The sequence below is a fragment of the Streptomyces sp. cg35 genome (assembly GCF_050410835.1).
In the GTDB taxonomy this organism is placed as follows: Bacteria; Actinomycetota; Actinomycetes; order Streptomycetales; family Streptomycetaceae; genus Streptomyces.
The window spans coordinates 4572374-4592152 of record NZ_CP191268.1; the positions used below are offsets into that span (position 1 = coordinate 4572374).

15 protein-coding genes are annotated in these 19779 nt (G+C 71.0%); 6 read left to right on the plus strand and 9 right to left on the minus strand.

What is annotated here, in order from left to right; all coding sequences use genetic code 11:
* Positions 1-96 precede the first annotated feature (96 nt).
* Positions 97-1209, minus strand: a complete 1113-nt coding sequence (locus tag ACQUQD_RS20725; RefSeq protein ID WP_428953619.1) for a LacI family DNA-binding transcriptional regulator — start codon at positions 1207-1209, stop codon at positions 97-99.
* A 379-nt stretch (positions 1210-1588) separates the two neighbouring features.
* Between ACQUQD_RS20725 and hisC the strand changes: the two genes are divergently transcribed.
* Positions 1589-2668 carry a histidinol-phosphate transaminase gene (gene hisC, locus ACQUQD_RS20730; RefSeq protein ID WP_428953620.1) on the plus strand — a complete coding sequence of 360 codons (1080 nt, stop codon included), beginning with the start codon at positions 1589-1591 and terminating at the stop codon, positions 2666-2668.
* A 45-nt stretch (positions 2669-2713) separates the two neighbouring features.
* Here the strand turns inward: hisC and ACQUQD_RS20735 are convergent, their stop codons facing one another.
* Positions 2714-3109, minus strand: coding sequence for a cyclophilin-like fold protein (locus ACQUQD_RS20735; RefSeq protein ID WP_428953621.1), 396 nt, complete (start codon positions 3107-3109; stop codon positions 2714-2716).
* Positions 3110-3332: 223 nt separating this feature from the next.
* Here ACQUQD_RS20735 and ACQUQD_RS20740 point away from each other — a divergent pair, with 223 nt between their 5' ends.
* The 5 genes from ACQUQD_RS20740 to ACQUQD_RS20760 all read left to right on the plus strand — a co-directional run bounded on the left by ACQUQD_RS20740 (position 3333) and on the right by ACQUQD_RS20760 (position 12364).
* Entirely contained in the window at positions 3333-4838 is a 1506-nt protein-coding gene (locus ACQUQD_RS20740) for a cytochrome ubiquinol oxidase subunit I (protein ID WP_428953622.1), read from the plus strand.
* Positions 4839-4859: 21 nt separating this feature from the next.
* A complete protein-coding gene (gene cydB / locus ACQUQD_RS20745) occupies positions 4860-5864 on the plus strand; it encodes a cytochrome d ubiquinol oxidase subunit II (protein ID WP_428953623.1) in 1005 nt (334 codons plus the stop codon).
* A 33-nt stretch (positions 5865-5897) separates the two neighbouring features.
* Positions 5898-9401, plus strand: a complete 3504-nt coding sequence (cydD, locus tag ACQUQD_RS20750) for a thiol reductant ABC exporter subunit CydD (protein ID WP_428953624.1) — start codon at positions 5898-5900, stop codon at positions 9399-9401.
* Between the two features lie 66 nt (positions 9402-9467).
* Positions 9468-11204: a sensor histidine kinase gene (locus ACQUQD_RS20755; protein WP_428953625.1), complete on the plus strand. Its 1737-nt coding sequence runs from the start codon at positions 9468-9470 to the stop codon at positions 11202-11204.
* Between the two features lie 119 nt (positions 11205-11323).
* The gene (locus ACQUQD_RS20760; RefSeq protein ID WP_428953626.1) at positions 11324-12364 is read left to right on the plus strand and encodes a M23 family metallopeptidase; all 1041 of its coding nucleotides are present in this window, start codon (positions 11324-11326) and stop codon (positions 12362-12364) included.
* Positions 12365-12367: 3 nt separating this feature from the next.
* On the opposite strand, the gene ACQUQD_RS20765 is transcribed toward ACQUQD_RS20760, so the two are convergent.
* The 7 genes from ACQUQD_RS20765 to ACQUQD_RS20795 all read right to left on the minus strand — a co-directional run bounded on the left by ACQUQD_RS20765 (position 12368) and on the right by ACQUQD_RS20795 (position 19659).
* Entirely contained in the window at positions 12368-13264 is an 897-nt protein-coding gene (locus ACQUQD_RS20765) for an HAD-IIB family hydrolase (protein WP_428953627.1), read from the minus strand.
* Between the two features lie 89 nt (positions 13265-13353).
* Positions 13354-14295 carry an LLM class flavin-dependent oxidoreductase gene (locus ACQUQD_RS20770; protein ID WP_428953628.1) on the minus strand — a complete coding sequence of 314 codons (942 nt, stop codon included), beginning with the start codon at positions 14293-14295 and terminating at the stop codon, positions 13354-13356.
* A 111-nt stretch (positions 14296-14406) separates the two neighbouring features.
* Entirely contained in the window at positions 14407-14949 is a 543-nt protein-coding gene (locus tag ACQUQD_RS20775) for an RNA 2'-phosphotransferase (RefSeq protein WP_428957612.1), read from the minus strand.
* A gap of 172 nt (positions 14950-15121) precedes the next feature.
* Complete coding sequence (locus ACQUQD_RS20780; protein WP_428953629.1) at positions 15122-16039, minus strand: MerR family transcriptional regulator; 918 nt, start codon at positions 16037-16039, stop codon at positions 15122-15124.
* 61 nt (positions 16040-16100) lie between these two features.
* Complete coding sequence (locus ACQUQD_RS20785) at positions 16101-17039, minus strand: metal-dependent hydrolase (RefSeq protein ID WP_428953630.1); 939 nt, start codon at positions 17037-17039, stop codon at positions 16101-16103.
* On the minus strand, positions 17036-18817 hold the full coding sequence (locus tag ACQUQD_RS20790) for an SDR family oxidoreductase (protein ID WP_428953631.1): 1782 nt from the start codon (positions 18815-18817) through the stop codon (positions 17036-17038). The genes ACQUQD_RS20785 and ACQUQD_RS20790 overlap by 4 nt, the downstream gene beginning before the upstream one ends.
* Positions 18817-19659, minus strand: a complete 843-nt coding sequence (locus tag ACQUQD_RS20795; protein WP_428953632.1) for a M24 family metallopeptidase — start codon at positions 19657-19659, stop codon at positions 18817-18819. Before ACQUQD_RS20795 ends, ACQUQD_RS20790 begins: the two co-directional genes overlap by 1 nt.
* Positions 19660-19779: the final 120 nt, after the last annotated feature.

Sequence of the window (19779 nt, forward strand, 5' to 3'; positions counted from 1 at the left end):
GAATCGGTGACGGGCGGCTGTTCCCCACGCTTTTCTCCCGAATTGGTGCGTACTTTTCCTCTCGTCTGCGGGGCTGCTGTGGGTGGCGAGGGCCGGTCAGCCCTGCCCCGGGGAACGGGGCGGGCTGACCGTGGTGCGCTGCGGGCGGCGCTGCGAGGAGGTCCGCACGATCAGTTCGGTCGGTATCACCTGCTCGACCGGCTGATCCGAATCGACCCCTTCGATGGCATCGATGAGGAGCTGGACGACGGCCGTGCCGATGCGGCGCGGTTTGAGCGAGAGGGTCGTGATGGGCGGCTCGGTGTTGGCGTAGACGTTCGACTCGCTGCAGCACACGAGCAGCAGGTCGTCCGGGACGCGTAGGCCGTAGCGACGGGCTGCGGCGAGCAGGTCCGTGCCATTGGGGTCGAACAGCCCGTAGACCGCGTCGGGGCGGTCGGGCCGGGCGAGCAGGCGGTCGGCGGCGACGGCCCCCGCGCACGGGTCGTGCGCGGGATAGGACTCGTAGACCGGCTCCTGCCCGATCCGCTCGCACCAGCGCAGATAGGCGGAGGTGGAGAGGTGGGTGTAGGTGTCCGTGGTGGTGCCGGTGAGGAGGCCGATGCGACGCGCGCCGGCTTCCGCGAGGTGGTCGAGGATGCCGAGGACGGCGGCCTCGTGGTCGTTGTCGACCCAGGCGGTCACGGGCAGGGTGCCCGCGGGACGTCCGTCCGAGACGACGGGCAGGCCCTGGCGGACCAGCTCGCTGACGACCGGGTCGTGGTCGGAGGGGTCGATGACGACGGTGCCGTCGAGGGCGACGTTCGACCACACGTCGTGGCGTGAGGTGGCGGGCAGGATGACGAGGGCGTAGCCGCGGGCGAGCGCCGCGGACGTCGCGGCTCTCGCCATCTCCGCGAAGTACGCGAATTCTGTGAAGGTGAAAGGTTCATCCCCGTAGGTCGTCACTGTCAGGCCGATCAGGCCCGACTTGCCGGTACGGAGCGTGCGGGCGGCCGCGGAAGGGCGATAGCCCAACCGATCGGCGACCTCGCGGACATGGCGTCGGGTGGCGTCCGGGAGCCGGCCCTTGCCGTTGAGCGCATCGGAGACAGTCGTGATCGAGACCCCGGCGGCGGCGGCAACGTCTCTGATGCCTGCCCGGCCCGGCCGGGTGCCCCTGCGGGTCGTCTCCGCCCGGCTCACCTGGTGCTTCCCTGCTGCTGTCATGGCGAGCCGATAGTAGGGCTCATGCGGTTGCATGGCGGGGGCGCATATGCCGGGGTTGACAGGCACGTTTCTGCAAGGCGAAAGGCGCTCAACGACCTTGGAAAACAAGGGAGTTGCGGGTGTCGACAGGGATGCGTCACTTGTCGGCGCGCATGGGCCTGCCAAGTCGGCGATGTTGCGAGTAGGTCTCAACTCACCTTCACGGGTGATGCGCGCCACGGCGCGAGCCACCGGCGCGCGCCAGGCTGCAGAGCGCTCCCCCCTCCCTGTACGCCTTCGGATGCCCTCGTGCGGGACGGAAGGGACCGGCCCATTGGGGCGGGCGGCGAATCCTCTTAAGGTGAGCAGTATTGGAACGGTGGCCACAAGGAGGACTGCGGTGAGCGAGACGAACCCCAAGCTGCGCGCGGAGCTGGCGGGGATCCCCACCTACAAGCCGGGCAGGCCGGCGGCTGCCGGGGGCCCGGTGGCGTACAAGCTGTCCTCCAACGAGAACCCCTATCCCCCGCTGCCCGGCGTCATGGAGCAGGCGATCGCCGCGGCCGGGACCTTCAACCGCTACCCGGACATGGCGTGCACGGGCCTGATGGCCGAGCTGGCCGACCGCTTCGGGGTGCCGGTCGAGCACCTGGCCACCGGCACGGGCTCGGTCGGCGTCGCGCAGCAGCTGCTCCAGGCGACCAGCGGTCCGGGGGACGAGGTCATCTACGCGTGGCGGTCCTTCGAGGCGTACCCGATCATCACGCAGATCAGCGGCGCGACGTCCGTGAAGGTGCCGCTCACGCCGAGCGAGGACCACGACCTCGACGCCATGGCCGACGCGATCACCGAGCGCACGCGCCTCATCTTCGTGTGCAACCCCAACAACCCCACGGGCAACGCCATCCGCCGGGCCGAGCTGGAACGGTTCCTCGACCGGGTGCCCTCCGACGTGCTGGTGGTGCTCGACGAGGCGTACCGGGAGTTCATCCGTGACGCCGAGGTGCCGGACGGCGTGGAGATCTACCGGGACCGGCCGAACGTGGCGGTGCTGCGGACCTTCTCGAAGGCCTACGGGCTCGCGGGGCTGCGGGTCGGCTTCGCCATCGCCCACGAGCCGGTGGCGGCGGCGCTGCGCAAGACGGCGGTGCCGTTCGGCGTCAGTCAGCTCGCGCAGGACGCGGCGGTCGCCTCGCTGCGCGCGGAGGACGAACTGCTGGGCCGTGTCGGCTCGCTGGTCTCCGAGCGCACCCGGGTCGTCGGGACGCTGCGGGCGCAGGGCTGGACGGTGCCCGAGACGCAGGCCAACTTCGTGTGGCTGCGTCTGGGGGACCGGACCGTCGACTTCGCGGCCGCGTGCGAGCGGGCCGGGGTCGTCGTGCGGCCGTTCGCCGGTGAGGGCGTGCGGGTCACGGTCGGCGAGACCGAGGCGAACGACATCTTCCTGCAGGCCGCGGAGGCGTTCCGCAAGGAGCTGTGACGCCTTCTGCGCCGATCGGGCTCGACCGGCTCTGACGGAGGCTGATCAGACCTGCTCGACGCGGATCGGGTCGCCGCCGCGCACCGTGGCCAGCGTCCGCGGATCCCCGTCGAGCCGGCCGAGCAGATTGCACGGGCTCGCGAGGCGGCACTCGTCGCCGCGCGAGATCGGCGTGGGGCCGTAGGGGAGGGCGAGGGCGTCGCCGTCCGTCCAGAAAGCGACCGTGCCCGGCTCCACGACCTGTCGGGCGTCGGCCTCGCGCGGGACGCTGACGCCCGTGTCGAAGTACACCTCCTCGCCCCAGGTGTTCGCCGTGGCGGCGAGCGGAAGTGCCGTGAGCAGGGCCTGTGTTGTCGGGGTGTCCTCGACCGTCGCCGTGATGTGTCCGGCCGGCCAGGAGATGCGGATGCGGGTCCGAGGCTGTTCGGGCGTGGGCTGCATGCCGCGAATTCAACAATATGTTGAAGAACTTCGGAACCCCTCGCCGCCCACCCCTGTGGCGTTGCTCGCAGTAAGGGGACCCCCCTTCGGATCCCGACAGCCGGTACGACATAATGCTTGTGAATGTGAACGCGTTCACAAGCGTGTCCCGGTTCCTCCCGGGATTTGTGGGATTAAAGGGGCAAACTGCCGCTGTGACCACAGCGATGTAAGGAGAGACGCAGTGGACCTGGCTCTGGCGCCGGAGACCCTGGCGCGATGGCAGTTCGGCATCACGACCGTCTACCACTTCCTGTTCGTCCCCCTGACGATCTCGCTCGCGGCACTGACCGCCGGGCTGCAGACCGCCTGGGTGCGGACGGAGAACGAGAAGTACCTCAGGGCCACGAAGTTCTGGGGGAAGCTCTTCCTGATCAATATCGCGATGGGTGTCGTCACCGGCATCGTGCAGGAGTTCCAGTTCGGCATGAACTGGTCGGACTACTCCCGCTTCGTCGGTGACATCTTCGGTGCGCCGCTGGCCTTCGAAGCGCTGATCGCCTTCTTCTTCGAGTCCACGTTCATCGGTCTGTGGATCTTCGGCTGGGACAAGCTGCCGAAGAAGATCCATCTGGCCTGCATCTGGATGGTGTCGATCGGCACGATCCTCTCCGCCTACTTCATCCTGGCGGCCAACTCGTGGATGCAGCACCCGGTCGGCTACAAGTACAACAAGGCGAACGGGCGGGCCGAGCTCACCGACTTCTGGGCCGTGCTGACGCAGAACACGGCGCTCACCCAGGCGTTCCACACGCTGACCGCCTCGTTCCTGACCGGCGGCGCGTTCATGGTCGGCATCGCGGCGTTCCACCTGGCGCGCAAGAAGCACATCGCCACGATGAAGACCTCGCTGCGGCTCGGCCTGGTCACGGTCGTCATCGCCGGTCTGCTCACCGCGGTCAGCGGTGACCTGCTCGGCAAGGTCATGTTCAAGCAGCAGCCCATGAAGATGGCGGCGGCCGAGGCGCTGTGGGACGGGCAGGACTCGGCGCCGTTCTCGATCTTCGCCTACGGAGACGTGAGCAAGGGCCACAACACCGTCGAGCTCTCCATCCCCGGGATACTGTCGTTCCTCGCCGACGACGACTTCAACTCGTACGTCCCCGGCATCAACGACACCAACAAGGCCGAGCAGGAGAAGTACGGGCCCGGCGACTACCGCCCGATCATCCCCGTCACCTTCTGGGCCTTCCGCTGGATGATCGGCTTCGGGATGGCGTCCTTCGCCGTCGGCCTGGTCGGACTCTGGCTCACCCGCAAGAAGTTCATGCTGCCGCAGGCCATGAGGGTGGGTGAGGACGAAGTGCCGAACCTCGTCCTCTTCAAGAACAAGGCCCTCAGTCCGAAGTTCACCAAGCTCTACTGGATCGTGGCCCTGTGGACCCTCGGGTTCCCGCTGATCGCCAACTCCTGGGGCTGGATCTTCACCGAGATGGGCCGTCAGCCGTGGGTCGTCTACGGCGTCCTGCAGACCCGCAACGCGGTCTCCCCCGGTGTCTCGCAGGGCGAGGTCCTCACCTCGATGATCGTCTTCACCCTGCTGTACGCCGTCCTCGCCGTCATCGAGGTCAAGCTCCTCGTGAAGTACATCAAGGCCGGCCCGCCGGAGCTGACCGAGGACGACCTCAACCCGCCCACCAAGATCGGCGGAGACCGTGACGCCGACAAGCCGATGGCCTTCTCCTACTGAGGCCCAGGGAGCTGACGAGTCATGGAACTTCACGACGTCTGGTTCGTACTCATCGCGGTCCTCTGGATCGGCTACTTCTTCCTGGAGGGATTCGACTTCGGGGTCGGCATCCTCACCAAGCTGCTGGCCCGTGACCGCACCGAGAAGCGGGTCCTGATCAACACGATCGGGCCCGTCTGGGACGGCAACGAGGTGTGGCTGCTGACCGCCGGCGGCGCGACCTTCGCGGCCTTCCCCGAGTGGTACGCGACGCTGTTCTCCGGCTTCTACCTGCCGCTGCTGATCATCCTGGTCTGCCTCATCGTCCGCGGTGTGGCCTTCGAGTACCGGGCGAAGCGGCCCGAGGAGAAGTGGCAGACCAACTGGGAGCACGCGATCTTCTGGACCTCGCTGATCCCGGCGCTGCTGTGGGGTGTGGCCTTCGGCAACATCGTGCGCGGCGTGAAGATCGACAAGGACTTCGAGTACGTCGGCAACTTCTGGGACCTGCTCAACCCGTACGCGATCCTGGGCGGCCTGGTCACTCTGACGCTGTTCACCTTCCACGGTGCGGTGTTCACCGCACTGAAGACGGAGGGCGACATCCGGGGACGGGCACGGACGCTGGCGCGCACGCTCGGGCTGATCACCGCGGTGCTGGCACTCGTCTTCCTGATCTGGACCCAGGTCGACAAGGGCGACGGCAGCTCGCTCGTCGCGATGATCGTGGCCGTGGTCGCGCTGGTCGGTGCCCTCGGCGCCAACCAGATCGGCCGTGAGGGCTGGTCGTTCGCGCTGTCCGGCGTCACGATCGCGGCGGCCGTCGCGATGCTCTTCCTGACGCTGTTCCCGAACGTCATGCCGTCGTCGCTCAACTCCGACTGGAACCTCACGGTCACCAATGCCTCGTCGAGCCCCTACACCCTGAAGATCATGACGTGGTGTGCCGGGATCGCGACGCCGATCGTGCTGCTCTACCAGTCGTGGACCTACTGGGTGTTCCGCAAGCGGATCGGCACCAAGCACATCGCCGACGCCGCGCACTGACCCCGAACCCACCTACACGAGGGTGTGTTTCACGTGAAACCGATCGACCAGCGTCTGCTCCGGTACGCCCGGGCCACCCGTCTCTTCCTGATCGCGGTGGTCGTCCTCGGCGCCGCCGGGGCGGGCCTGGTCATCGCTCAGGCGATGCTCATCGCCGAGGTGGTGGTGGGCGCCTTCCAGCACGGATTCGGGGTCTCCTCACTGCGGACGCCGCTGCTGCTGCTGGCGGCGGTCGCGGCCGGGCGCGCTCTGGTGTCCTGGCTGACCGAACTGGCCGCGCACCGGGCGAGCGCGGCGGTCAAGTCGGAGCTGCGCGGGCGGCTTCTGGAGCGGGCCTCGCAGCTCGGTCCGGGCTGGCTGAGCGGGCAGCGCACCGGTTCGCTGGTGGCGCTCGCGACGCGGGGCGTGGACGCGCTGGACGACTACTTCTCGCGCTATCTGCCGCAGTTGGGGCTCGCGGTGGTGGTCCCGGTGGCGGTGCTCGCCCGCGTCGTCACCGAGGACTGGGTGTCGGCGGCGATCATCGTCGGCACGCTGCCCCTCATCCCGATCTTCATGATCCTCATCGGCTGGGCCACCCAGTCCCGGATGGACCGTCAGTGGCGGCTGCTGTCGCGGCTGTCGGGGCACTTCCTGGACGTGGTCGCGGGCCTGCCGACCCTGAAGGTGTTCGGCCGCGCCAAGGCGCAGGCCGACTCCATCCGCAAGATCACCGGCGAGTACCGCAGGGCGACGATGCGCACCCTGCGGATCGCCTTCCTGTCGTCGTTCGCGCTGGAGCTGCTCGCGACCCTGTCGGTCGCGCTGGTCGCCGTGACCATCGGCATGCGGCTCGTGCACGGGGACATGGACCTGTACGTGGGTCTGGTGATCCTCGTGCTCGCGCCCGAGGCGTATCTGCCGCTGCGGCAGGTCGGGGCGCAGTTCCACGCGGCGGCCGAGGGACTCGCCGCCGCGGAGGAGATCTTCGACGTCCTGGAGACGCCGCTGCCCCCGTCCGGCACGGGGACGGTCCCTTCCGACGGCGGTATCAGGTTCGACGGCGTGTGTGTCCGCTACGAAGAGCGCGTCGACAACGCGGTCTCCGATGTCTCCTTCGAAGTCGCCGAAGGGGAGACCGTGGCCCTCGTGGGGCCGAGCGGCGCGGGTAAGTCGACGCTGCTCAGTGCCCTGTTGGGTTTCGTACGTCCCTGTAGTGGCCGGGTTCTGGTCGGTGGCGTCGATCTCGCCGAGATGTCGCGGGAGGCCTGGCACGCGCGCGTGGCGTGGGTTCCGCAGCGGCCGCAGCTGTACGCCGGGTCGATCGCGGACAACGTACGGCTCGCCCGGCCGGACGCCGACGACGCGGCGGTGCTGGCCGCGCTGCGCGAGGCCGGGGCCCTGGAGTTCGTCGAGGCGCTGCCCGGCGGCGTGCGCACCGCGCTGGGCGAGGACGGGGCCGGGCTCTCGGCCGGGCAGCGGCAGCGCCTCGCGCTGGCGCGGGCGTTCCTCGCGGACCGGCCCGTCGTGCTGCTCGACGAACCGACGGCCGCGCTCGACGGTGAGACCGAGGCGGGCATCGTCGAAGCGGTGCGCAGGCTCGCCGTGGGCCGGACCGTGCTGCTGGTCGTGCACCGCCCGGCGCTGTTGGCCCTGGCCGACCGGGTGGTGCGGATCGACGTGCCGCGGGCGGGACAGCCGGGGCGGGCACGTGCCGCCGCGTCCCTCCCCGTCCCGGCGCAGGCCGGAGCCGCCTCGGCCGAGCCGGCCCGGGCTGCTCAGGCGGCCCCCGAGGACCGGCGCCACGTGCTGACCCGGCTGCGCGCGGCCGCCCGTCCGCGCCGCTCGCGGCTCGCGCTCGCGCTGCTGCTCGGGGCGCTCGCGCTCGGCAGCTCCGTCGGCCTGATGGCGACCAGCGGCTGGCTGATCTCGCGGGCCTCGCAGCAGCCGCCGGTGCTGTACCTGATGGTCGCGGTGACGGCCACGCGCGCGTTCGGCATCGGCCGGGCCTGCTTCCGCTACGCGGAGCGGCTCGTCTCGCACGACGCCGTGCTGCGGATGCTGGCCGACACCCGGGTCGCCGTCTACCGGCGCCTGGAGCGGCTGGCGCCCGCCGGGCTGCGCACGACAAGGCGCGGCGACCTCCTCTCCCGGCTCGTCGCCGACGTGGACGCCCTCCAGGACTACTGGCTGCGCTGGCTGCTGCCCGCGTCCGTCGCGGGCCTCGTGGGCGCGGGTTCGGTGGCGTTCACCGCGTGGATGTTGCCCGCGGCCGGCGCCGTGCTCGCCGTCGGCCTGCTGCTCGCCGGGGTCGGGGTGCCGCTGCTGTCCGGGGCCGTGGCCCGCCGAGCGGAACGGAAACTGGCTCCCGCGCGCGGGGTGCTCGCGACCCGGGTGGCCGAGCTGCTCACCGGGACCGCGGAACTGACCGTCGCCGGCGCGCTTCCCCGGCGCACGAAGGAGGCGAAGGACGCCGACTCCGTGCTGACCCGGATCGCGTCGCGCGCCGCCACCGCGACCGCGCTCGGCGACGGGCTCAGCGCGCTGATCACCGGCCTGACCGTGGCCGCCGCCGCGCTCGTCGGCGTGCAGGGCGTACGCGCCGGGCAGCTCGACGGGGTCGCGCTCGCGGTGGTCGTGCTGACGCCGCTCGCCGCGTTCGAGGCGGTGCTCGGTCTGCCGCTCGCCGTTCAGTACCGGCAGCGGGTCCACAAGAGCGCCGAGCGCGTGTACGAGGTCCTGGACGCCCCCGAACCCGTACGGGAGCCCGAGCGGCCCGCGCAGGCGCCGCAGACCCCCTTCCCGCTCGTCGTCCGGGGCCTCACCGCCCGGTACGAGGGCCAGGCGCGGGACGCGCTCGCCGGCGTCGGCCTGACCCTGGAGCGCGGCCGCAGGATCGCCGTCGTCGGCCCCTCGGGGTCGGGCAAGACCACGCTCGCCCAGGTGCTGCTGCGCTTCCTCGACGCGGACGCGGGGACGTACACGCTCGGCGGGACCGACGCGTGTGCCCTCGACGGCGACGCCGTACGGCGCATGGTCGGGCTGTGCGCCCAGGACGCGCACCTCTTCGACAGCACCGTCCGGGAGAACCTGCTGCTCGCGAAGAAGGACGCCACCGAGGACGAACTGCGGGCCGCGCTCGGCCGCGTACGTCTCCTGGAGTGGGCGGACGCGCTGCCCGGCGGGCTCGACACCCTGGTGGGCGAGCACGCCGCGCGGCTGTCCGGCGGTCAGAGGCAGCGGCTCGCGCTGGCCCGCGCGCTGCTCGCCGACTTCCCCGTCCTGGTCCTGGACGAGCCCGCCGAGCACCTCGACCTGGAGACGGCCGACGCGCTCACCGCGGATCTGCTGGACGCGACCCAGGGGCGGACGACGGTGCTGATCACGCACCGGCTCGCCGGTCTGGACGCCGTCGACGAGGTGATCGTGCTCGACGGCGGGCGGGTCGCGCAGCGCGGCTCGTATGCCGAGCTGACCGCTGTCGACGGGCCGCTGCGGGAACTGCGGGACCGGGAGGGCGCTGCGGAGCTGCTGATCGGATCGGGGGCGCCCCGGTGATCTCCGGCGCCCGGCAGCGAGAACCCCGACTTTCCTCGCTAAATAGGACTAACTAGTCTCAAGGGCATGGCAGCACCCACGGATCCCGCCGCTTCCTCCCCGGCCGAGCCCACCCAGAACGCCGTGGAGGCGGCGACCCAGGCCACCCGCAGCCTCCAGGGGCTGTCGACCGAGCTGACCGCGCGGGTGCCGCAGCTCCTGGAAGCGATGCGCTCCGTGGGCACCGGCCTGGAGCTGCACTCCACGCTCGACCGGATCTGCGAGACCGCCGCCGAGCTCGCCGACGCCAAGTACGCGGCGATCGGGGTGATCACCGAGGACGGCGAGGGGCTCTCGGACTTCGTCTACTACGGCGTCGACGAGGAGACCGCGCGGCGTATCGGACGGCTGCCCGACGGGCACAAGGGGCTGCTCGGCGCGCTCATCCAGGACCCCGTGCCGGTGCGCCTGGCGGACCTCGCGGCCGACCCGCGCTCGTGCGGCTTTCCCGCGCACCATCCCCCGATGCGGACGTTTCTCGGCGTTCCCATCCGCGTACAGGGAGAGATCTTCGGAAACCTCTATCTCACGGAGAAGCACGACGGTGGGGACTTCAACGACTACGACCTGAACATGGTCCGGGTGCTCGCCACGGAGGCCGGCATCGCGATCGGCAACGCGCGCCTCTACGAAGCGGCCAAACAGCGGGAGCGGTGGATCGACGGGTCCGTGGCCGTGACCACCGCGCTGCTCTCGGGCGGCGACGCCGAGGACGCGCTCCAAGTGGTCGCCGAACAGGCCCGCCAGCTCTCGGAATCGGCGGCCGGCATAGTGCTGCTGCCGGCCCAGGAGGGCGGTATGGAGATCGTCGCCGTCGCCTCGGAGGAGCCCTCCGCCGCACTCGGCGTGATCATTCCGCCGGAGAGCGAGATCATCTCCGATCTCCTGGGCGGCGAGGTCGTGTTCGTGGAGGACGCGGCCACCGACCCGCGCGTGATGACCGACCTCGCGCGCGGCTACGGCCCGGCCATGATGCTGCCCCTCCAGAGCGACGGACGCGTCCTGGGGACGCTCGTGACGCCCCGCGCGCGTGGGGGGCGTCCTTTCACCGAGGTGGAGCGGACCCTCGCCACGCAGTTCGCGTCGCAGGCCGCGCTCGCGCTGATGATGGCCGAGGCGCAGCGCGACCGGGAGCGGCTGGCCGTCTTCGAGGACCGCGACCGCATCGCGCGCGACCTGCACGACCTCGTCATCCAGCGGCTCTTCGCCACCGGGATGATGCTGGAGACCGCCCAGCGCCGCTCCGTGGTGCCCGAGGTGCAGGCGGGCATCGGCAAGTCCGTCGACGAGCTGGACGTCACCATCCAGGAGATCCGCACCGCCATCTTCGCGCTCCAGCAGGGGCCCACGGAGGCACCGTCGGGCCTGCGCACACGCGTGCTGCGGGAGATCAACATGGCCGCCGTGCCGCTCGGCTTCAAGCCCTCGCACCGCTTCCTGGGGCCGGTCGACACGGTCGTCGGCGAACTCACCGGCAAGAACCTCATCGCGGCCCTGCGGGAGGCCCTCTCGAACGCGTTCCGGCACGCGCACGCCGCGAGGATCGATGTCGTCGTGGACGCGACCGTGATCCTGCCCGACGGGCAGCAGGGCGTCCGTCTGACGGTCGCCGACGACGGCGTGGGCATCCCGGAGGGCGGGCGGCGCAGCGGCCTGAAGAACCTCAAGAGGCGGGCCGAGTCGCTCGGCGGCGACAGCTGGTACGGCCCCGGCCTCGGGGACGACGAGGGCGGCACGACGGTGGTCTGGCAGGCGCCGTACTGACCGGCGACGCCCGGCGTACCTGATTCGGCGGTACGTTTCTGCGCCGTACGGGGCAAGCGTTCCCCCGGCCGTACGAGTCCCGCAGGAGGGCGGCCGCGCAGCGGGCAACGATCCGAGACATGCGCCAACGACCTCGCCGTTCCCTCGTCGTCCCGGCGCTGCTGTGCGCACTTGTCGCACTCGGCGGCCCGCCCACGCTGTCCCAGGGGGCGGACGGCCCGGAAGCAAGCACCGAAGTGGCGCGCCTCTTTGAGGAGGCGTCAGCGGCGACGCAGCACTACGAAGCGGGGCGCAGAGCCGCCGCCGTACAGAAGAGCAAGGCGCAGAAGATGGAGCGGCTGCTCGTGCGGGAGCGGCGTGAGATCGCCGTGCTGCACGACGATCTCGGCCGCATCGCCCGCGCCCAGTACCGCAGCGGCGGCGACATCCCGATCACGGCCCAGATGCTGCTCTCCGCCAATCCCGAAGAGCTGATGCACGGTCAACGGGCGGTATGGCAGGCCGACCTGGCCCTGAACAACGCCGTGGACAAGAGCCGCCGCGCCGAGAAGAAGCTCGCGGAGGGGCAGCGCGAGGCGGCCGCCCAATGGCACTCCCTACAGGCGCGCAACGTCCGCCTCGCACAACTGAAGAAGAGCATCGCGGGCAAGCTGGAACAGGCGCAGTGGGCGCTGCAGGGCGAGGCCGACCGGTCGGTGACAGCGGGGCAGTGCCGTGGCGCCGTCCGCCTCGCACAGCCGGAATTCCGCACCACGCGCGCGTGGATGCCTCCCGTGGAGACGTACACGCTGTCCGCGGGCTTCGACAGCGCGGGCGAGCGCTGGGCGCACCGGCACACCGGACAGGACTTCGCCGTCGACATCGGCACGCCCGTGCGGGCGGCCGGCGCCGGGCGGGTGGTCAGCGTGTCCTGCGGCGGCGGCTTCGGCATCGAGGTCGTCGTGCGGCACCCGGGCGGCTACTACACGCAGTACGCGCATCTCGCGGCCGTCACCGTCGACCAGGGCGAGAAGGTGCGCGCGGGACAGTGGCTCGGGCAGTCGGGGACCACCGGCAACTCGACGGGGCCGCACCTGCACTTCGAGGTGCGGCTCACGCCGTATCTGGGGTCCGGGGTGGACCCGGTGAAGTGGTTCGCCGAGCGGGGCGTGCGGCTGTAGGGCTCAGCGGGCGGCCAGGATGTCCTCGATGACGCGGGCCACACCGTCCTCGTTGTTGGTCGCCGTCCGGCCGGTCGCCGCGGTCAGCAGGTCCGGGTGCGCGTTGCCCATCGCGTAGGAAGTGCCCGCCCAGGCGAGCATCTCCATGTCGTTGGGCATGTCCCCGAAGGCGACGACCTCGGCGGGGGAGATGCCGCGCTCGGCGCAGCACAGTTCGAGCGTGCTGGCCTTGGAGACGTCCCGTCCGCTGATCTCCAGGAGGGCGCTCGGGCTGGAGCGGGTGATGGCCGCGAGGTCGCCGACCGCGGTCCGGGCCAGGGCCAGGAACGCGTCGGGGCCGAGTTCCGGGTGGTAGGCGAGGAGCTTCAGGACCGGCTGGTCCGCGACGACGGACCCCTCGAAGTCCGCGGTGAGCAGCTTCTCGGCGGCCGCCACGCTCTCGCCGGGTTCGAGGTGCAGCGGCGGGTACGTCGGCTCGTGGTGCAGGCCGCCGGTCCGCTCGACCGCGAACGACGTGCCGGGGGCGGCCGCGCGCAGGACGGCGACGACGTCGAGCGCGGCCGGGACGGCCAGCTCCCGGATCTTCACGAAGCGGTGGTTGCCGGGGCCGCCGTGCAGGTCCACGACGGCGGCGCCGTTGCCGCAGATCGCCAGGCCGTGACCGTGCAGATGGTCGCTGACGACGTCCATCCAGCGGGCCGGGCGGCCCGTCACGAAGAAGACCTCGATGCCGGCCTCCTCGGCCGCGGCCAGCGCGGCGACCGTCCGCGGGGAAACGGTCTTGTCGTCGTGCAGCAGCGTGCCGTCGAGGTCCGTGGCGATCAGCCGGGGCGCGGGGGCGGAGGGGGCCGGGGTCCAGGGCCCAGGGGTCGGTGAGGTCACCGCCCTATGGTCGCGCATATGCGCGCACGGGCGTGCGGCGGGGCGCGCAGATGAGTACGGTCCTGGCGCATGCGCCCCGCCTGGCGCCCGCTGTCACACCACGTGTTTCAGCCGAGTTGGGCGAGGGCCTCCGTGGCGATGGCCTCGAAGGCCTTCTGGTCGGCCGCGAAGCCGGTGTCGGGGATCGGCCAGTGCACCACGATCTCGGTGAAGCCCAGCTCCCGGTGCCTGCCCGCGAAGTCCACGAAGGCGTCGACGGACTCCAGGGGACGGCCGCGGTCCGGGGTGAATCCGGAGAGCAGGATCTTGTCGAGTTCGGCCACGTCGCGGCCGATGGCGGCGCATGCGGCGGTCAGCTTCTCGACCTGACCGCGAATGGCTTGAATCGACTCCTCCGGGGTGCCCGTCTCGTACAGCTTCGGGTCGCCGGTGGTGACCCACGCCTGACCGTGGCGCGCGGCGAGCTTGAGGCCGCGCGGCCCGGTCGCGGCCACCGCGAAGGGCAGCCGGGGGCGCTGCACACAGCCCGGGATGTTCTGCGCGCCGCCCGCCGAGTAGAAGGTGCCGTCGTACGAGACCGTGTCCTCGGTGAGCAGCCGGTCGAGCAGGGGGACGAACTCGGCGAACCGGTCGGCCCGTTCCCGGGGCGTCCACGGCTCCTGGTCGCCGCGGCCGAGGGCACTCGCGTCGAAGCCGGTGCCGCCGGCGCCGATGCCGAGCGTGACCCGGCCGCCCGAGATGTCGTCGAGCGAGATCAGTTCCTTGGCGAGGGTGACCGGGTGCCGGAAGTTCGGTGAGGTCACCAGGGTGCCCAGCCGCATCCGCTCGGTGACGCCCGCCGCGGCGGTGAGCGTCGGGATCGCGCCGAACCACGGCCCGTCGCGGAACGGCACGCGCCAGGACAGGTGGTCGTACGTGTACGCGGTGTGGAAGCCCAGCTCCTCGGCGCGCAGCCACGCCTCGCGGGCGCCCTCGTGCCAGCGGCGGTAGGGCAGGATCACGGTGCTCAGGCGGAGCGGGGGCTGGGGCGTGCGGGCCTTGTCGGTCATGTCAGTGAGCGTATGCGGGCGGCTCCGCCGGTGCTCGGGGCGGTCGGCACGTGCGGTGTCGCCACCGGGCCCGTGGGCCGTGGCGGCGCTGTCCTGCCCGGTCGGCCGGTCTCAGCCGGGAAAGCGCAGGTAGCCCGGGGGAACGGCGGTGGTGAGCCAGACGCCGTTGGCACTCACCCGGAACGTGTGGCCGTCGCGGTGCATCGCGCCCGCGTCCACCGACAGCACGATCGGACGGCCACGGCGGGCGCCCACCCGGGTGGCGGTCTCGCGGTCCGCGGACAGGTGCACGTCGTGCCGGCTCATGGGGCGCAGGCCCTCGGCGCGGATCGCGTCGAGGAAGCGGGCGACGGTGCCGTGGTACAGGTACGCCGGTGGCCGCTCCGGCGCCAGCCCCAGGTCGACGTCGATCGTGTGGCCCTGGTTGGCGCGGATGCGGGTGCCGTCGACGGTGAAGCGCCGCTTGTCGTTCTCCGCGACCGCCTGGTCCAGTTCGGCCCGGCTGACCCGGAAGCCGTGCGCGGCGGCCGCGGCGAGCAGCGTGTCGATCTCCACCCAGCCTGCCTCGTCGAGCGTCAGCCCGATGCGGTCCGGTTGATGTCGCAGATGCTTCGAGAGGTACTTCGAGACCTTCACGGTCCGCTGTTCATCCATGCGTTCCTTCATGGCGTCAGGGTGCCCGGGGGCCTGTCCGCCGTGCACGCGGATTTCTTCCACGAGTTTCCGCTCGCATGTTTGATCCACAGCCAAGTCTTGTTATCCACAGGGGAATTGGCGATTCTGTGGACAACTCCCGCGCGAAAGGAGGCTTTTGATCAACAAAGTTCTACTTGCGGTGTTTTGACGTCAGTGCGTCCAATGTCCTTGCTTGTACCTCTCGTTCAGCCGCCGCGGCGATGAAGGCGGACACGCCCTCAGCCCCAACAAGCCCGCGTACGGCGCGCATTGTCCCGGCGGGCAGGGAGACGGATTGCGGTTCGTCCGCCGGTGATGCGACCGGACCCTCCGCGAGGTGCCGGTGGAGGTGCTTGGTGGCGAACAGACGCATGGCGCGCGCCAGTTCGGCATCGACCGACTGCTGGGCGAGCGGGCGCAGACGGCGCACGAGCGAGGCGGCTTCGGCGGCTTCCGCGTCGGTCGGCGGATAAGGGCCGAGGTAGCGCGCGAAGACGTGCTCGGTGGTGAACTCCAGGAAACGAGCCGCAATATGTTCGATCTGTCCCCTCAACTCCCGCAGATGTCCCGAGATCGCGGACAGCGGCACGCCCGCCGCGTACAACTCCACGGCCACAGCGAGCTCTTGGGGGCTGGGTACGAGGAACTCGTCGTCCCGTCCCGGAACCCGCTCCAGCACACCGAGCTCGATCGCGTCCTGCACGGCGGCCTCGTCGGGACGGCCACCGAACCGCTCGTCCAGCTCCGCCCGCGTGATACGGCCCGCCCGCTCGTCCGTCCACGGTCCGTCCACCTCGGCGACCAGGCCGAGCACCCCGCCGAGGCCCCGGCCCGCGTCCCAGGCCTCCAGGAGCTCCTTGATGGAGGCCAGGGTGTAGCCGCGGTCGAGCAGGTCGGCGATCTGGCGCAGCCGGGACAGGTGCGCGGCCGTGTACACATTGGCCCGGCCGCGGCGCTCGGGCCGGGGCAGCAGCCCACGGTCCTGGTAGGCACGGATCGTGCGGACCGTGGCTCCGCTGTGGTGGGCCAGGTCCTCGATCCGGTACTCGGCGACCGACTGCTCCGTCACACCCCACGCCCTTCGGTCGTACGTCCCTGCGGACGGGCCGGTCCGGTCGTGCGCCGGCCGGTCACGCCATGGCCGAGCGGCCGATCGCACCGGCCGCGGCCCGGGCCGCGGGCGAGGCCGCCAGATACTCGACGGCCTTGCGCAGCGAACCCTCCTGCGAGGGATGGTACGACCGGCGCAGATAACGGGGTACGGCCGCACCCAGCTCCCGCCAGCTCGGCAGCAGCCCCTTGCGCACGGCCTTGTTGTGCTCGGCCAGTGAGTAGCGCAGCCGCCCGGCGAGCTGCGGGTCGTGCCGGACGAGATAGGCCGCGCCCCACGCCCACAGGTACAGCATCACGGGCGCGGTGACCGCCATACCCGCTGTCCGGCGGGCGTAGCGGCGCAGCCCCCGGCCGCCGCAGTGCTGGTACATGTCGAAGGCGACCGCGCGGTGCTCGACCTCCTCCGCACCGTGCCAGCGCAGCAGGTCGAGCATGACCGCGTCGCAGTCCGCCCGGTCGAGGGCGTCGGCAGACAGCACCCAGTCGCCGAGCACCGCCGTGAACTGCTCGATCGCCGCGATCACCGACAGGCGGAGGCGCAGCCACTCCTGCGCCGGTATCGGCATCCCCGGAGGAGGTGTCCCACCGAGCAGCTTCTCGAAGAGGAAGTCGACGTACTTCGTGTAGTCGGCGGTCTGCAGCCGCTGGACGGCCAGGTGGTCGAGGACGTACGCGTGCTGCACGCTGTGCGTGGCCTCCTGACCCATGAACCCCTTCACGTCCTTGAGGAGTTCGGGATCGTCGACCAGCGGCAGCGCCTCCTTGAACACCTTCACGAACCACCGCTCCCCCGCGGGCAGCAGCAGATGCAGCACGTTGATGACGTGGGTGGCGGTCGGCTCGTCCGGTATCCAGTGCAGCGGCGTCGACTCCCAGTCGAAGGAGACGCGGCGCGCAGCGATCGTGTGCTGCCCCGAAGACTCCTCGGGGCCGTACGTACGGTCCGCGGTGCTCACAACGGCGGCTCCATCCGTGCGATCGCGCGCAGCGCCCTGGGCGTGAAGCGGGACATGAGATGGGCGCCGCGGGCCTCCGGGGTGACCGGGACCACCGCCTTGTTGTCGACCACGGCGCGCAGGATCGCCTCGGCGACCTTCTCCGGCGGGTAGTTGCGCAGGCCGTACAGGCGCGAGGACTTCTTCTGGCGGCGCTTCTCCTCGTCCGCGTCGACCCCGGCGAAGCGGGCCGTCGACGTGATGTTCGTGTTGACCAGGCCGGGGCAGATCGCGGAGACCCCGATGCCCTGCCCGGCCAGCTCGGCGCGCAGGCACTCGCTGAGCATGAGGACGGCGGCCTTGGAGGTGGAGTAGGCGGGCAGCGCCTTCGAGGGCTGATACGCCGCCGCGGACGCGGTGTTGACGATGTGGCCGCCCTGTCCGCGCTCGGCCATCTGCCTGCCGAACAGCCGGCAGCCGTGGATGACGCCCCACAGGTTCACGTCGAGGACCTTCTTCCAGTCCTCCGGGGTCGTGTCGAAGAAGGACCCCGACAGACCGATCCCCGCGTTGTTCACCAGGACGTCGACGGTGCCGTACTCGGCGGCGACCTTCTCGGCGAGCTTCTCCATGGCCTGCTCGTCGGAGACGTCGACGGTCTCCGCCCATGCCTCGGGGGCGCCTATGAGCTGGGCCATCTCGGCGGTACGGGCCGCGCTCTCGGCGTCGCGGTCCACGGCGACCACGCGCGCGCCGGCCTCGGCGAACGCGAACGCGGTGGCCCGCCCGATGCCGCTGCCCGCGCCGGTGACGAGGACGAGCTGGCCGCCGAACCGGTCCGCGTGCTTGCCGTCGGCCGTCCTGCGCTGTGCGGGCACGCCCGCCTCCCGCTGCTCGTTCGCGGTGACGAACTCGCCGATCCACGCCGTGAGCTGGTCCGGCCGGGTGCGCGGCACCCAGTGCTTGGCGGGCAGCGTGCGGCGGGTCAACTGGGGCGCCCACTGCTCCAGTTGGTCGTAGAGCTTCGGCGACAGGAAGGCGTCCCCGAGGGGCGTGATGAGCTGCACGGGCGTGTGCGCGTACGCGTCCTCGCGCGGGCGGCGCAGTCTCGCCCGTACGTTGTCCCGGTACAGCCAGGCGCCGTGCGCCGCGTCCGAGGGGAGCGACGCCGTCGGGTAGTCGCCCGCCGGGACCCGCTCCACGCGCTCCAGGATGCCCGGCCAGCGCTTGCCGAGCGGCCCGCGCCAGGCCAGCTCCGGAAGGACGGGCGTGTGCAGCATGTACACGTACCAGGACTTGGCGCCCTGCCCCAGCAGCTGCCCCACCTTGCGGGGCGTGGGCCGCTTCATGCGCTGCTTGATCCAGTGCCCGAAGTGGTCGAGCGACGGACCCGACATCGAGGTGAAGGACGCGATGCGGCCCTCGGTGCGCTCGACCGTGGCGAACTCCCACGACTGCACCGAACCCCAGTCGTGCCCCACCAGGTGGACGGGCCGGTCCGGGCTCACCGCGTCGATGACGGCCACGAAGTCGTCGGTCAGCTTCTCCAGGGTGAAGCCGCCGCGCAGCGGGGCCGGCGCCGTGGAACGGCCGTGTCCGCGCACGTCGTAGAGGACCACGTGGAAGCGGTCCGCGAGGCGGGTGGCGACCTCCGACCAGACCTCCTTGGAGTCGGGGTAGCCGTGCACGAGGACGACGGTCGGCCGCGCCGCGTCGCCCAGCTCGACCACGCACAGCTCGATGCCGCCCGTGTGCACCCAGCGCTCGCGCGCGCCGTGGATCTTCGTCAGGTCCGTCATCAGATGCCCTCCGCCCAGCGCCGCACGTGCGGCAGATCGTCGTCCAGCCAAAAGGCGCTCTCCTCGGGGTCCTTGGAGTCGGTGACCACGAGGAGCTCCTCGAACTTGGCGCCCGTGCCGCGGAATCCGAGGTGCGGCTCCACCGCCCACAGCCCCGGCTGCGGCGGATGGTCCGAGAATCTGTACGGCGACCACAGCGGTGACCAGCCGTCCCGGTGTCCGTGCAGCGCGTCGCTCGCCAGGCCCTTGAGCGACTGCGTGCCGAAGCCGAAGAGGGTGGGGTTGAAGCGGCGCTCCTTGGCCCGGTCGACCTTGTGCGCGATGACGCCGAAGGGATACGCGCGATGCCGGTTCGCATAGCCCTGGCGCACCATCAGCCGGTCGACGTCCTCGTAGATCTCGCGCAGCGGCCGGCGCTCGCGCACCTCGCGCAGGAGCAGCTCCCGGTGCGCCTCGAGGTCCGCGAGGAGCTTGTCGTGCACCGGGTTGAGCCCGAGACAGCCGGAGTACCCGATGTCGGCCGTACAGCCGTTGAGGACGGGAGCCATGTCGAGGATGAAGGGCATCCCCGGCTCCAGCTTCCGGTTCGTGGGGAAGAACTGCAGCGGTACACGGAAGTTCACGAACGCCGTGCGGTCCCCGAACCAGGCGAAGGGCAGATGGAACCAGTCCCGCACCCCGCGCTCGCGCAGCCAGTCCCGCTGCATCCGCGCCGCCTCGCGCTCCGTCACACCGGGCTTCAGCTGCGCCGCGACCGCTTCCGCGCACTCGTACGCGAGCGTCTGAACCTCCCGGAACCCCCTCAGTTCCGCGGAGAGTTCCCGTACCACTGCTGGGGTCATGCCACCGTCCGTCCGTGTCCCGGCCGCCCGGGTCCCGTGACCGGGCCGTCGCCGTACGCGCTCGTAACTTGACACTGATGAATGTGACAATGCCTGGCGGCGACGTCAAGAGGCCTGCGG